This is a genomic window from Flavobacterium covae (assembly GCF_001534645.1).
GTDB classification, from domain to species: Bacteria; Bacteroidota; Bacteroidia; order Flavobacteriales; family Flavobacteriaceae; genus Flavobacterium; species Flavobacterium covae.
The window spans coordinates 236,839-251,789 of record NZ_CP013992.1 but is presented as its reverse complement, the minus strand read 5'-3'; the positions used below and the strand labels follow the sequence as shown (position 1 = coordinate 251,789).

The following is a 14,951-nucleotide window of genomic DNA, read 5'->3' as shown; positions in this document are numbered from 1 at the left end:
AGGATTATACTACTCCTTGTGCTAACATAGCATCTGCTACTTTTACGAAACCAGCAATATTTGCGCCTTTTACGTAGTCTACAAAACCAGATTCATCTTTACCATAAGTAACACACGCTTCATGAATATCACTCATAATACGTTGTAATCTTTGGTCTACTTCTTCTCTAGTCCAGCTTAAACGTAAAGAGTTTTGTGACATTTCAAGACCTGAAGTAGCTACACCACCTGCATTAGAAGCTTTCCCAGGAGCGAATAAAATTTTGTTTTTGATAAAAATTTCAACAGCTTCTGGAGTAGAAGGCATATTAGCTCCTTCAGCTACACAAATACATCCATTATTGACTAATAATTGAGCTTCTTCTCCGTTTAATTCGTTTTGAGTTGCACATGGTAATGCAATATCACATTTTACTTCCCAAGGACGTTTTCCTTCTACGAATTTAGCGTTTGGATATTTAGCTACATACTCATTAATTCTACCGTATCTTACATTTTTAATTTCCATGATGTAAGCTAATTTATCTGCATCAATACCATCAGCATCATAAATATATCCAGAAGAGTCAGAGGCTGTAACAACTTTAGCTCCTAATTGAGTTGCTTTTTCGATAGCATATTGAGCCACATTACCTGATCCAGAAACTACCACTGTTTTACCTTCAAAGCTTTCGCTTCTAGTAGCTAACATATTTTGAGCAAAATACACATCACCATAACCTGTAGCTTCAGGACGGATTAATGAGCCTCCAAATGTAATTCCTTTTCCTGTTAATACTCCTGTGAACTCGTTACGTAATTTTTTGTATTGACCATACATATAGCCTACTTCACGACCTCCAACACCAATATCTCCTGCAGGAACATCTGTATCAGCACCGATATGACGTGATAATTCTGTCATGAATGCTTGGCAAAAACGCATAATTTCGTTATCTGATTTTCCTTTAGGATCAAAGTTTGAACCTCCTTTACCACCACCCATTGGTAAAGTAGTTAAAGAGTTTTTAAAAACTTGTTCGAAAGCTAAGAATTTTAAAATACTTAAGTTTACAGAAGGATGGAAACGTAACCCTCCTTTGTATGGTCCGATAGCTGAATTCATTTGAATACGATATCCTTTATTAACTTGCGTTTGACCTTTATCATCTACCCACGCTACTCGGAACATAATTACGCGCTCTGGCTCCACCATACGCTCTAATAATGTTTTTCCTTGGTACTTAGGGTTTAATTCAATAAAAGGTATAACTGTTTCTGCAACCTCTCTTACAGCTTGTAAGAATTCGGGTTCGTTTGGATTGTTTTTTGCAACTGCTTCAACAAAAGCTTCGATACTTTGCGACATAATTTTATTCTTTTATTTTCGTTTTAATATAAAAAACGTTTTTCTGTTTGGTGAGCAAATATACATTTATCTGAATAATTTACATAGTAAAAATTTAATAAAATTCAAGCTTTTTTCTAAATATTTTTAATATTTTATCTAAAGAATGGGTGATGTTTTTATATATTTGTCTAATCAAGCTAAAGTATGAGTTTATGCAGAAAATATATTATTTTATTTTATTTTTTCTTTTAGGGGCGAATTCTAATTTATTTGCTCAGTCTGGTTTTTCCAATGAGCTAGGATTGGTGGTCGGACCTGTTGCTTTTCAATCAGATTATGGGGAACGCAATAATTTAGAAACAGACGCAGGAAATACAGGAATAGGGATTGGGCTTGCATACTATCTAAATTTTGCCTACCGCTCAGATTGTAATTGTTACACACATGACACCTACTTTAATGACCACTTTAAAGTAAGAGCTGAGTTATCATACAACAAAACCAAACTAAATCATTTTGGCAAATTAGCAGATAAATCTTCTATTGGTGGTAGACAATTAAATGCAATGGAAGGTTCTTCTTCAATAACCAATATTGGAGCTCAGTTAGAATATTACCCCTTGAGCATTCGTGATTTTTCAGCTTATGCAGGAAGTTTTGCACCATACATCAGTTTAGGTGCTCAGTATAGTTTTTTCAATCCTCAAGTCAAAACTTCTTATGGAGATGGGATTCTTTTAAATCAAAATAATATTTTTCCAAAATACTGGAGTCCTTCTGACGGAAAACCTCATGGTTTTTCTAATGATTCTGGCAGTACTTGGTCTATTGTAGGAAGTGTGGGTTCTCGATATAAATTAAATTTAATGTCTGATTTAGTAATTGACTTACGTTGGCAATATTTTAATTCAAACTGGGTAGACGGTTTGAACCCAAACCAAAAATTATATCCTGAAAACAAAGCCAATGATTGGTTAGTTTGGTTAAACTTTGGATATATCTATTATTTAAATTAACAATAAATTTTTAAGAAGAATTACAAAAAAGCCCTAGAAAGGGCTTTTTTATGCTAATGCTTGTTGCAAATCTTCTATCAAATCTTGAATATCTTCAACCCCCACACTCAAACGTACTAAATCGTCTGATATACCTATTTCTTTTCTTTTATCTTCTGGTATTGAAGCATGTGTCATAAGAGCTGGATGATTGGCTAATGATTCTACACCTCCTAAAGATTCTGCCAAAGTAAAGACCTTTAATTTCTTTAAAAAATCGACAGCATCTTGCTTAGCTCCTGATTTGAATGTAAAAGTTACCATCCCTCCAAAGCCTCCTATCATTTGTTTTTTTGCTACTTCATGAAAAGGATGGTTTTCTAAACCTGGATAATATACTTTTTCAACTTTGGGATGATCTACTAAAAATTCAGCAATTTTAACTCCATTTTCACAGTGACGTTGAACACGTAAATGCAATGTTTTAATTCCTCTTAAAACTAAAAATGAATCATTAGGACCTAAAGTAGCTCCTGTAGCAAATTGTTGAAAATGCAATTGATTTCCTAACGCTTCATCTTTTACGATCAAAGCCCCAGCAATTACGTCTGAATGTCCTCCTAGATATTTAGTAGCTGAATGCATTACGATATCCGCTCCTAAATCCAGTGGCTTTTGTAAATAAGGTGTTGCAAATGTATTATCAACAGCAAAAAGAATATTAGAATACTTTTTAATTATATCTGCAATAGCCTTAATATCAGCCAATTTCATTAATGGATTAGTAGGCGTTTCTACCCAAACTAAACGAGTATTTTCATTAATTAATGATTCAAATTTTGGTAGATCATTCATATCTACAAAATGAAACTTAATACCTGATTCTTTATAAATACGGGTAAACATACGATAGGTTCCACCGTATAAATCATCCATAGCAATTACTTCTTCTCCTGCTTTTAACCCTCTTAAAACACAGTCAGTAGCCGCTAAACCAGAAGAAAAAGCTAATCCACGTGTTCCGTTTTCTATACTTGCCAAGGCATTTTCTAGGGCTGTACGAGTAGGATTTGCTGCTCTACTATATTCATATCCATTATTTGGAACACCTGGATCATGTTGTGCAAAAGTAGAGGTATTATAAACAGGAGGCATAACAGCCCCTGTACTGGGATCATGTTGTTGACCACCATGTATGGTTTTTGTATTAAATTTCATATATTTAAATTTTATTTTTAGAATAATATAATATTATCTTTTACTGTTGTATCTAAATAAGTTAATTATTAGTTTCCGACAATTTTATCATTTTAATTTAAAATCAAAAAGACATTTTGTCTGAACAAAAATAATTAATTAAACACTTGTGCACCATTTTTTATAAAGGTTTCTTTTCTGCTATTCTTTTATTTTATTTATGGAACTAGATAAGTAAGCATTACAAATAAATCTTTTAAATTCTTCTAAATACCAAATTCACTTTCTGAATATCGTTCTATATTTTAGTTTTATAAAAATAAACTTATTTCAGAATAAGACCTCTTAAAATACAATAATACAACACGTTATTGAACAACGAGAAACTCAAATCTAATTTAAAAAAAATGAGCTCGATAAAATACCGAGCTCATTATCATCAAAACTAAGTTTAAATATATTTAAAATTTTGAAACAATCATTTTCCAACAATTTTTTAAACATAGTTTATAAAATCTTACAAATCAAATTTAATACCTTGTGCTAAAGGCAAATCAGTTGTATAATTAATTGTATTTGTTTGTCTTCTCATGTATACTTTCCAAGCATCAGATCCAGACTCACGCCCCCCACCTGTTTCTTTTTCACCACCAAATGCGCCACCAATTTCTGCTCCTGATGTACCAATATTTACATTAGCAATACCACAATCAGAACCCGCGTGTGACAAGAACGCTTCTGCTTCACGTAAATTATTTGTCATAATAGCTGATGACAAACCTTGTGCTACACCGTTTTGAATTTCAATAGCATTCATTACGTCTCCTGTGTATTTTAATAAATATAATACAGGTGCAAACGTTTCGTGTTGAACAATCTCAAAATGATTTTGAGCTTCGGCAATTGCTGGTTTTACATAGCAACCGCTTTCATATCCTTCACCTGTTAATACACCACCAGGAACGATAACATTTCCTCCTTCTGCTACCACTTTTTCTAAGGCTTTATTATATGCTTCAACGGCATCTGTATCAATAAGTGGTCCTACATGGTTGTTTTGATCTAATGGGTTCCCTATTCTTAACTGACCATAAGCTGCTACGATAGCATCTTTTACCTTATCATAAATATTCTCATGAATAATTAATCTACGAGTAGAAGTACATCTTTGGCCTGCAGTACCTACAGCTCCAAAAACAGCTCCTATTACGGTCATTTTAATATCCGCATCTGGAGTAACGATAATGGCATTATTTCCTCCTAATTCTAATAATGAATTTCCTAAACGTGCGGCACAAGCTTGCGCAACTATTTTCCCCATACGAGTTGAACCTGTAGCAGATACTAAAGGGACTCTTTTGTCATGTGTCATTAATTCACCCACTTTATAATCACCATTAATGATACAAGAAATACCTTCTGGTAAATTATTTTCTTTTAAAACTTCAGCAATAATATTTTGACAAGCTATTGAACATAAAGGTGTTTTTTCGGATGGTTTCCATACACATACGTCTCCACAAATCCAAGCTAAAGCTGTATTCCAAGACCAAACCGCTACTGGAAAGTTAAAAGCAGAGATAATTCCTACTACTCCTAGTGGATGATATTGCTCATACATTCTATGTCCAAAACGCTCAGAGTGCATTGTTAAACCATGTAATTGACGAGAAAGACCCACTGCAAAGTCACAGATATCAATCATTTCTTGCACTTCTCCTAAACCTTCTTGGTAGGATTTACCCATTTCATAAGAAACAAGTTTTCCTAGAGGTTCTTTATATTTTCTTAATTTTTCTCCAAATTGACGTACAATTTCTCCACGTTTAGGAGCGGGCATCATTTTAAAAGTTTTAAACGCGGTAGTAGCCGCTTCCATTACTCTTTCATAATCTTCTTTTGTAGAAGCTTGTACTTTTCCAATTAATTGACCATCTACAGGTGAATATGATTCAATGATTTCACCATTAGCAAACCAATTAGATCCAGTTGATGTCCCTAAATTGATTTCTTTTACGCCTAATTGTTCTAACGCTTCAACAATTCCAAATTGTTGAGCTACTGCTGATTGTGTTATTGTTGACATTGTAACTTTTTTATCAAGTTTTGTTAAAATCGAATGCAAATTTATGATTTATTATCTAAAAAATTGAGTCCGTAATTATTATTCTTCAACAAATCGAGGATCTGTTTTCATAACATGACTACAATTTGTACAGGTTCTTTTTTCTACGGAAGAATAAAATTCTTTAAAGTGAGTAAGAAAATCTTTTTCAATGTCATTTAAGCTAAAATATACCTCGTGTAGTTTTTGGTTACAGTTATCACAAAACCATAATAAACCATCTGTTCCTTGGGGTCTTTTACGTTCTATTACTAGACCTATAGAACCTTCTGTTCGATTAGGTGAATGGGGAATTTTAGCTGGATGTAAATACATATCTCCTTCGGTTAGCCTGATTTCTTTTTTTTCACCATTTTCTTGAATGTAAATTGTTATTTCTCCTTCTATTTGGTAAAACAACTCTTCTGTTTCGTTATAATGATAATCTTTACGAGCATTAGGCCCGCCCACTATCATTACAATATAATCACCTGAATCAACATACAGATTTTTATTAGCTACGGGTGGTTTTAAAAGATGACGATTATCTTCTATCCACTTATTTAAATTGAATGGTTGTTGCACTGACATTTTTTATATAAAATTATGAATAAAAAAATCCCGTTTATTCGGGATTTATTTTTTAAAATTCTTTAACTAAGTAAATATAGGAAGGAAAGTGATCTGAAAAACCAGGCCCTTCACTTGTATTTCTAAGGGCATATCCTTTATATTGTCCTGTTTGTTGGATCATAAATGATTTATTATAAACACCTGCTTTCCAATATTTCCATGTTGAATAATCATTATTATGAGGTAATAAGGCTTCTGTAAAAATAATTTGATCAAAGAAATCCCACGCGTCACGATGTGCTAAGGTTCCAATTCCTTTTTTCAACATTTTTTCTGCTGGATTATACAATCCTTGTGGTTTTACTTCTTCTATTTCTCCTTTGGCTCCTAAAATTTCTTTAACACTCTTATTGAATGGTCCGTCATTTAAATCGCCCATTGTAAAGATTTTCGCATTAGGATTAACGGTTTGTAAGGAGTCTATTATTTTTCTGTTTAATGCCGCAGCAGCTTCACGCAATGGACTGCTTGCTTTTTCTCCTCCTCGGCGTGAAGGCCAGTGATTCACTATAAAACTCATTTCTTCGCCATCAAGAGTACCTGTCATCAAAATTTGGTCTCTTGTATAAATTCTTTTCGTTTTAACATCTACAATATTTTCATCAGTATCTCCTTCATTTTTATCCTTATCTTTTGCTTTACTATCTTGTTGATCTTCTGAAATGATCAAAGGATAATTTTGATAACTACTTGGATTAAAATGTTTTTTTTGATATAAAAATCCACAATCTATACCGCGACGATCTGGGGAATCAAAATGCACAATTCCGTAATTTAAATTAATCAGTAAGGGATGTTTAATAAGATCTTCTAAGACACGACGGTTTTCAATTTCTGCGACTCCTAATACTACAGGTGCATTTGTTTGCTTATCACTTGTTCCTAATTGTGAAATAACACGAGCTAAGTTATCTATTTTTTTTGCGTAATTTTCAGGAGAGTAAACAAAGTCTTCGTCATTCGTATTAGGATCATTTACAGTATCAAAGAAGTTCTCTAAGTTGTAAAATGCTATTGTGTTAACAGCTACTCTTTTTGTCTGCGCAACACCATCAATCGCTAACATAATAAAAAACAGACAAGTAATTTTAGTAAATTTCATACTTTTATATTAAAAAATCATTAAGACACAGAATATTTTCGCATCAAAAGTAAATAATTATATCAAATGTCATACATTTGTTACCCTATTTTTAACGATTTAAATATAGGAAAAGTAAATTAATTTTTAATTTTATTTATGAAAAAACTAGTTTTTAGTACCTTATTGGTACTACAGGCTGTTTTAGTTTTTGCACAACAACCAACAGGATTTTCAGGGAAGGTTATTGACTATAAAACTAATAAGCCTCTACAGAATGTAGTAACTACTATTGAAAACACTAATTTATCACAGTTAACCAACTCAGATGGTAAATTTTCTATTAAAGGTGTTCCAGTAGGCAAGCAACTTTTAAAAATTAAAGGAGATGGCTACAAAGAGCAGCTTCTATCTTTAGAAATTATAGCTAATCAAGTTTTAGATTTAGGACTAATTATTCTTGAAGATGATTCTCAAAATCAAGAACAACAATTAAGCTTAGTTACTTTAACAGAAAATGATTTGAGTGATGACAACAGCGGTTCAGAAAGCACTTCAGGTCTTTTACAGGCTACAAGAGATACTTATCAACAAGCTGCTGCATTTAACTGGGGAGGGGCTCGTTTTAGAATTAGAGGATTAGATAACGAATACGGGAATACTATGATAAATGGTGTTTCTATGAATAAATTATTTGACGGTCGCCCGCAATGGAGCAACTGGGGTGGTCTTAACGATGCCACTAGAAATCAAGAATTCACTATGGGAAGTACCGCTTCAGACTATACATTTGGTAGTATATTAGGTACTCAAGAAATAAACACTAGAGCTTCTTTATACAGACCTGGAACACGAGTTTCTTTTTCAGGAACTAACACTAACTATAACTGGAGAGCAATGGGTACTCATGCTTCTGGTCTAGACAGTAAAGGGTGGGCTTTTGTTGTATCTGCTAGTAGAAGATGGGCTCAAGAAGGACATTTTGAAGGAACGGATATGGCGGCCAATTCATTATTTGCAAGTGTTGAAAAAAGATTTGGTAAAAAACATGTTCTAAACTTCACTTCTATTTATGCTCAAAATAGAAGAGGTAGAACTTCTCCTAATACGAACGAGGTAACTGATATCAAAGGATATAAATACAATTCATATTGGGGTTGGCAAGAAGGAAAAAAACGCAATAGTAGAGACCGTATCATAAATGAGCCTATTATGATGTTAAATCATTACTGGAAATTTAACGACAAAACGAGATTAAATACTAATTTAGCATTTCAATCGGGTTCTATTGCCAATGCAAGACTAGAATATCCAGGTGGTAATAATCCTGACCCTACATACTACAAAAAGTTGCCAAGCACTTATCTAAACTTAACAAATGAAAATACAGGTGCATGGATTCCAGATTACGCAAGAGCTGCAAACGCTTTAGCTGATTTTAAAAACAATGGTCAAATTAACTGGGATGAAATGTATTATGCTAATACAAACCCCAACAATGTAGCTGGAAAAGCCTATTACTTATTGACTGAGCAAAGAAACGACGACACACAAATCACGGCAAATTCTATATTAAATTCTCAAATTTCTGAAAATATAAGTATTAATGCTGGTGTAAATTTCAAAAAATTAAAATCACATCAATATGCTGTAGTAACAGATCTTTTAGGTGCAAAATACACAGAAAACTTTGACCCTTTTTATGTTTCAAAAGGAAATTTTGCTCAATTTGACTTAAATAATCCTAATCAAAAAATTTATCTTAATGATATTTTTGGATATAATTATAACTTAAGAGCTACTGTAGTTGACGCTTTTACACAATTTAAATTTAACTTTAAAAAAGCTGATTTTTATTTTTCTCAAACTTTCTCTAAATCTGAATACGAAAGAGAAGGATTATATAAAAATGGAAAATATGCTTCTAATTCATTCGGAAAAAGCGAACGTCCTACTTTTGAAAACTACGGACTAAAAGGAGGAATAACATTTAAATTATCTAGTCGTCATTTACTAGACTTTAATGGTGCTTTTTTAACGAAAGCTCCTAACTTAAGAAATACGTTTGCAAATGCACGTTACAACAACAATGTAACGATTGATCTTGCTAATGAAAAAATAGTAAGTGCAGACGCTAGTTATATCATCCGTACACCTAAATTTAAATCTAGAATTACAGGATTTTACAATACCGTATCAAACGCAACTAATGTGGCTTTCTTTTTTGGTGAGGGCGTTGCTGATGAAGATACGAATGATGGTAACGAAGATGCTTTTGTTAGTGAAATCGTTACAGGTATGAACAGAAAAAATATAGGTGGTGAGTTAGGCGTAGAATACCAAATTACATCAACAATTAAAGCTTCGTTGGCTGGTTCATACGGTGAATATACTTATGATAATAATCCAACTCTTAGAGTTAATAATGATGCTGCTGCAACAGAATCTAACAAGTATCCTATTGAAGATTTTGGAAAAACATATCTAAAAGGATATAGAGTTGGTGGTATGCCGCAAATAGCAGGTTCATTTGGTTTAGAATATCGTAATCCTAACTTTTGGTATATAGGTGCTAATTATAACTATTTTGATCAAACTTATGTTGGTATTTCAAATATTTTAAGAACAAATAATTTTACTATTGATGACAAAACAGGGATTTCTTACGATGGTGTTAATGAAACTTCTGTAAGAAAAGCACTTCAACAAGAAAGATTACCTGCCTATTTCTTACTAAACTTAAGTGGAGGTAAATCTTGGAGAGCAAAAGGAGGAGTTACCTTTGGGTTCTTTGCTACAGTTAATAACGTTCTTGACAAAGTATTTAAAACAGGTGGCTTTGAACAATCAAGAAAAGCAACATTCCCTTTACTAAACCAAGACTCACAAAGCGGCATCAGAACCTTTGGCTCAAAATACTTCTACGGTTATGGAAGAAATTTCTTTGTGAATTTATATGTTAATTTCTAAAAACACAACTATGAAAAATTTTTTTAATTCAATTATTATTTCAGTTATCGCTGCTGGATTATTCATGGCTTGTGATAAGGAAAAGGATTTTGATATCCCTGAAATTAAAATTGCTTATTTATTTGAAAACTTTGAAGCAACAACATCAGGTTCAGGATCTACAGAAATACCCATCAATATTAAAGGTTGGTCTAATTATAATCTAAGCACAACAGGATCTAGATTATGGAACAGCCGTTTAGCTGACTCTAATAAGTATGCTGAATTTTCATCTTTCTATTCTGCTCCTAACACAACAGATGAAGCATGGTTGATCATTCCAAGCACCAAATTAGATTCTGAAAAAGAAACTTTTTTCTCTTTCGATACTAAAGTTAGATTTTGGACAGGTAGTAATTTAACGGTTTTGATTTCTGAAAATTACGACGGTACAAAAGCAGGTATAAGTACTGCCTCATGGACTCCTTTAAACGTTAAGTTACCTACCTCTACAGAAGTAGATAAATTCATTTCAAGCGGAATCCTTAGCTTATCAGCTTATAAAGGCAAAAACATCCAAATTGCGTTTAAGTACGCAGGAAACAAAACAAGCGGTTTAACTACTACTTATCAGTTAGACAATATTAAACTTTTTATGAACTAAGACGTTATGAAAAATATAAATATTAAAAGTTTTTTAGTTTATTCGTTTATACTATGTACAAGCGTAGCCTGTGTAAATGAAAAGTTCGATACACCTAGTACGAATAATCTTTGTGAAAGTCTAACAGCTAATAAAAAAGTTACTGATTTTACAACTCAAGCTCCTACTAGTGGCTTTACAACTCATAAAGCAGATGATATCATTGAGGCAGTAGTTACGTCAAGCGACGAAGGAGGTACTTTTTACAAATCTATTTCATTCGAATCAATTGATAACGGATCTGGTACTGTAGGCTTTAGTATACCTGTAGATCAAAGCAATTTACATACTGAATTTGAGCCAGGAAGAAAAGTTTATATAAAAATGAATGGCTTATCTTACGCCAATAAAAACGCTTCTACAATAATAGGTGAAATCTTTAATAATGAAACACCTAATAACACCGCAGACGATCAGGTTGGAAGAATTTCTTTCGTTACCTATAAAAATATCATCAAAAAGTCATGCGAAAACGTAGGAGAGGAAAGAATTGTTAAAAAACCTTTATTCATCAATCAAATATTAAATGATTCCTATATCAATAAATTAATTGAATTAAAGGATGTTCAATTTTTAGATGCTTCGGTTGGTAAAAAATACTTCGACCCGACTCTTAACAATTTAGGTAGCGCAACAAATCATTTAATAACAGATTTAAATGGTAATAAAATTATTGTAAGAATTAGTGAGTTTGCAAAATTTGCTAGTAAAATCATTTCTAACAAAAATGGTAAAATTAGAGGTATCTTAACAAAATTTGGTTCTGATTACCAATTTATACCGCGCACAGAAAGAGACATTCAGTTAACTGAAGACAGAAAAGAAGTTGATTTAGCTCCTGCTTTAGGAGGTTCTGCTTTAACATATTCTGGATCTTTTACAGAAAATTTTGATACCTATACCGCTGGAAGTGTTACAACTGGAACAAAAGATTTTCCTAAATATATTAATGACCCTTTATTAGGATCTAAATATTGGTATGTAACTAGCTTTAGCAGTAATAAATACATCGTTATGTCTGCTTTTAACTCTGCATCTAGCGGACAAGAACAAAATAATAAATCTTATTTTATTGTTCCTGTAGACTTTACAGCAGCAAATAGTATGTCATTTAAAACACAGGATCGCTTTAATACAGGAAGTGTTTTAAAAGTTTACTATTCTACTAACTATGTTCCTTTTTCAAAAGTAAGCGATGCTTCTTTGACAGACATAACTTCTAATTTTACAATTGCTTCAGGTACTCTAACTGGCACAACGAAACCTTTCGTTAATAGTGGTGTATTTAATTTCCCCGTTAATTTAACAGGCAATGGTTATATCATTTTTGAATATTCAGGAGGATACAGTCTTAGTCCAGCTAGAACAACTACAATTCACATAGATGACATCGTAGTAAACTAAATAAAAAATAAATTTATTATAAAACCCGATTCTCATGAATTGGGTTTTTTTATTTCTATCGTTTTATTGCTTAATTTTGTACCTCAATTAAATGCAATGTTAGAAAAAGAAAAACATATTTTTGAAAAGACTGTAATTGTAGGTATCGTAACACAAAGCCAAAACGAAGATAAACTAAATGAATATTTAGATGAATTGGAGTTCTTGACCTTTACTGCTGGTGGTGAAGTAGTGAAACGTTTTACACAAAAAATGGATAAACCCAATCCAAAAACTTTTGTAGGAACAGGAAAACTTGAACAAATCAATCTATACATTAAAGAAAACGACATCAAAACAGTTATTTTTGATGACGAACTTTCGCCCGCACAACAAAAAAATATTACACGTGAATTAGATTGTAAAGTATTAGATCGTACCAATCTTATTTTAGATATTTTTGCTCAACGTGCCGAAACTTCATATGCTCGCACGCAGGTTGAATTAGCACAATGCCAATATTTGCTCCCAAGACTAACAGGTATGTGGACACACTTAGAACGTCAACGAGGAGGCATTGGAATGCGTGGTCCTGGAGAAACAGAAATTGAAACCGACCGCCGTATTGTACGCGATCGCATTGCCTTATTAAAGGAAAAAATTAAAACCATAGACAAACAAATGGCTATTCAGCGTAGTAATAGAGGGGCTATGGTTCGCGTTGCCTTAGTTGGTTATACTAACGTAGGAAAATCTACTCTTATGAACGCCGTTGGAAAAAGTGAAGTATTTGTTGAAAACAAATTATTTGCAACTTTAGACACTACAGTAAGAAAAGTAGTAATCAAAAATTTACCCTTCCTCCTTTCAGATACAGTAGGATTTATTCGAAAATTACCCACTCAACTAGTCGAATCTTTTAAAAGCACACTAGATGAAGTCCGAGAAGCTGATCTCTTACTACACGTAGTAGATATTTCACATCCTGAATTTGAAGACCATATAGAGTCGGTTAATCAAATTTTACAAGACATCAAGAGTTCAGATAAACCTACTATTATGGTATTTAATAAAATTGATTCTTACCAACATTTAACCATAGCAGAAGATGATTTGATTACTGAAAAAACAACCAAACATTACACTCTTGAAGATTGGAAAAACACTTGGATGAACCGCCTAGGCGAAAATCATGCTTTATTTATTTCAGCCACTGAAAAACATAATTTCGAAGAATTTAGAGAAAAAGTTTACGAAGCTGTAAGACAAATTCACATTACACGATTTCCTTATAATAATTTCTTATATCCTGATTATAAAGAAGCTGATGGAGAATAAAATAAAAGAGAAAGCATCCAAAAAAGTAAAACAATTAGTTTATAACTTTTACTTACATCATAATCTTGTATTCTAAAGTATTTCAATTTTTAACCAAGAAGAACAAATCAATTAAAGAAAACCACAAGATTTACTTTTTTGGATGCCTCCTCTTTTTGTTATCTTTTTCACAAAACTATAGAAGCATTTGTTGTTTATTCTTTTTGCTTAAATTAACACCTTTCCTTTTTCTAACAATCAAAACTTTGCACGTTACAACTTATAATTGTAACTTTGCGCTCTAATTTTCAATTCGTTTATGAACAAATTATTGATTGTAGGAACAGTAGCTTTTGACGCTATTGAAACCCCGTTTGGTAAAACTGATAAAATTTTAGGAGGAGCTGCTACCTTCATAGGGTTATCTGCTTCTAATTTTAATTTACAATCAGCCATTGTATCTGTTGTGGGAGAAGATTTCCCTCAAGAATACATTGACTTATTAAAATCTAGAAACATAGATGTAAGTGGCTTAGAGGTTGTAAAAGGAGGTAAAACTTTTTTCTGGAGTGGAAAATATCATAATGATCTAAATTCTCGCGATACATTAGTAACTGAATTAAACGTATTAGCTGATTTTAAACCCGTAGTTCCTGAAAACTTCAAGAATTCGGATGTAATAATGCTAGGTAATTTACACCCATTAGTACAATCAAGTGTATTAGATCAATTAACAGAAAAACCAAAATTAGTTGTTCTAGACACAATGAATTTTTGGATGGATTGTGCTTTAGAAGAACTAAAAGCAGTTATGAAACGAGTGGATGTAATTACTATTAACGATGAAGAAGCACGTCAGTTATCTGGCGAATATTCTTTAGTTAAAGCTGCTGCTAAAATCCATGAGATGGGACCTAAATATGTAGTGATCAAAAAAGGAGAACACGGTGCTTTATTATTCAATGAAAAAGAAGTCTTTTTTGCCCCTGCATTACCTTTAGAAGAAGTATATGATCCAACAGGAGCTGGAGATACTTTTGCGGGAGGTTTTTCTGGTTTTATAACACAAAGCGAAAACATTTCTTTTGAAAACATGAAATCCGCAATTGTACACGGATCTAATTTAGCTTCTTTTTGTGTAGAAAAATTTGGTACAGAACGAATGGTTAGCCTAACAAAAGAAGAAGCCCAAAGCCGATTAAAACAGTTTAAAGCTTTAACACAGTTTGATATAGAATTATCATAAATTTACGCCTCGA

11 protein-coding genes are annotated in these 14,951 nt (G+C 32.5%); 6 read left to right on the top strand and 5 right to left on the bottom strand.

Annotated elements, in window-relative coordinates:
- Positions 1-4 precede the first annotated feature (4 nt).
- Positions 5-1,348 (bottom strand): NADP-specific glutamate dehydrogenase, encoded by a 1,344-nt coding sequence (gdhA, locus tag AWN65_RS01070; RefSeq protein WP_060381471.1) that lies wholly within the window; start codon positions 1,346-1,348, stop codon positions 5-7.
- 194 nt (positions 1,349-1,542) lie between these two features.
- On the opposite strand from gdhA, the gene AWN65_RS01065 reads away from it, so the two are divergent.
- Positions 1,543-2,346, top strand: a complete 804-nt coding sequence (locus tag AWN65_RS01065; protein WP_060381470.1) for a THC0290_0291 family protein — start codon at positions 1,543-1,545, stop codon at positions 2,344-2,346.
- A 48-nt stretch (positions 2,347-2,394) separates the two neighbouring features.
- On the opposite strand, the gene AWN65_RS01060 is transcribed toward AWN65_RS01065, so the two are convergent.
- The 4 genes from AWN65_RS01060 to AWN65_RS01045 all read right to left on the bottom strand — a co-directional run bounded on the left by AWN65_RS01060 (position 2,395) and on the right by AWN65_RS01045 (position 7,361).
- Entirely contained in the window at positions 2,395-3,543 is a 1,149-nt protein-coding gene (locus tag AWN65_RS01060; protein ID WP_060381469.1) for a cystathionine gamma-synthase, read from the bottom strand.
- 496 nt (positions 3,544-4,039) lie between these two features.
- Complete coding sequence (gene amaB / locus AWN65_RS01055) at positions 4,040-5,608, bottom strand: L-piperidine-6-carboxylate dehydrogenase (protein WP_060381468.1); 1,569 nt, start codon at positions 5,606-5,608, stop codon at positions 4,040-4,042.
- A 78-nt stretch (positions 5,609-5,686) separates the two neighbouring features.
- A complete protein-coding gene (locus AWN65_RS01050) occupies positions 5,687-6,217 on the bottom strand; it encodes a 3-hydroxyanthranilate 3,4-dioxygenase (RefSeq protein ID WP_060381467.1) in 531 nt (176 codons plus the stop codon).
- A 52-nt stretch (positions 6,218-6,269) separates the two neighbouring features.
- Complete coding sequence (locus tag AWN65_RS01045) at positions 6,270-7,361, bottom strand: endonuclease/exonuclease/phosphatase family protein (RefSeq protein ID WP_060381466.1); 1,092 nt, start codon at positions 7,359-7,361, stop codon at positions 6,270-6,272.
- A gap of 138 nt (positions 7,362-7,499) precedes the next feature.
- On the opposite strand from AWN65_RS01045, the gene AWN65_RS01040 reads away from it, so the two are divergent.
- The 5 genes from AWN65_RS01040 to AWN65_RS01020 all read left to right on the top strand — a co-directional run bounded on the left by AWN65_RS01040 (position 7,500) and on the right by AWN65_RS01020 (position 14,938).
- Positions 7,500-10,310: a carboxypeptidase-like regulatory domain-containing protein gene (locus AWN65_RS01040; protein WP_060381465.1), complete on the top strand. Its 2,811-nt coding sequence runs from the start codon at positions 7,500-7,502 to the stop codon at positions 10,308-10,310.
- Positions 10,311-10,320: 10 nt separating this feature from the next.
- Positions 10,321-10,953 carry a choice-of-anchor J domain-containing protein gene (locus AWN65_RS01035; RefSeq protein ID WP_158447569.1) on the top strand — a complete coding sequence of 211 codons (633 nt, stop codon included), beginning with the start codon at positions 10,321-10,323 and terminating at the stop codon, positions 10,951-10,953.
- Positions 10,954-10,959: 6 nt separating this feature from the next.
- The gene (locus AWN65_RS01030) at positions 10,960-12,396 is read left to right on the top strand and encodes a DUF5689 domain-containing protein (RefSeq protein ID WP_060381463.1); all 1,437 of its coding nucleotides are present in this window, start codon (positions 10,960-10,962) and stop codon (positions 12,394-12,396) included.
- A gap of 96 nt (positions 12,397-12,492) precedes the next feature.
- Positions 12,493-13,713 carry a GTPase HflX gene (gene hflX, locus AWN65_RS01025; RefSeq protein ID WP_060381462.1) on the top strand — a complete coding sequence of 407 codons (1,221 nt, stop codon included), beginning with the start codon at positions 12,493-12,495 and terminating at the stop codon, positions 13,711-13,713.
- Positions 13,714-14,011: 298 nt separating this feature from the next.
- Positions 14,012-14,938 carry a PfkB family carbohydrate kinase gene (locus AWN65_RS01020; protein ID WP_060381461.1) on the top strand — a complete coding sequence of 309 codons (927 nt, stop codon included), beginning with the start codon at positions 14,012-14,014 and terminating at the stop codon, positions 14,936-14,938.
- Positions 14,939-14,951 lie beyond the last annotated feature (13 nt).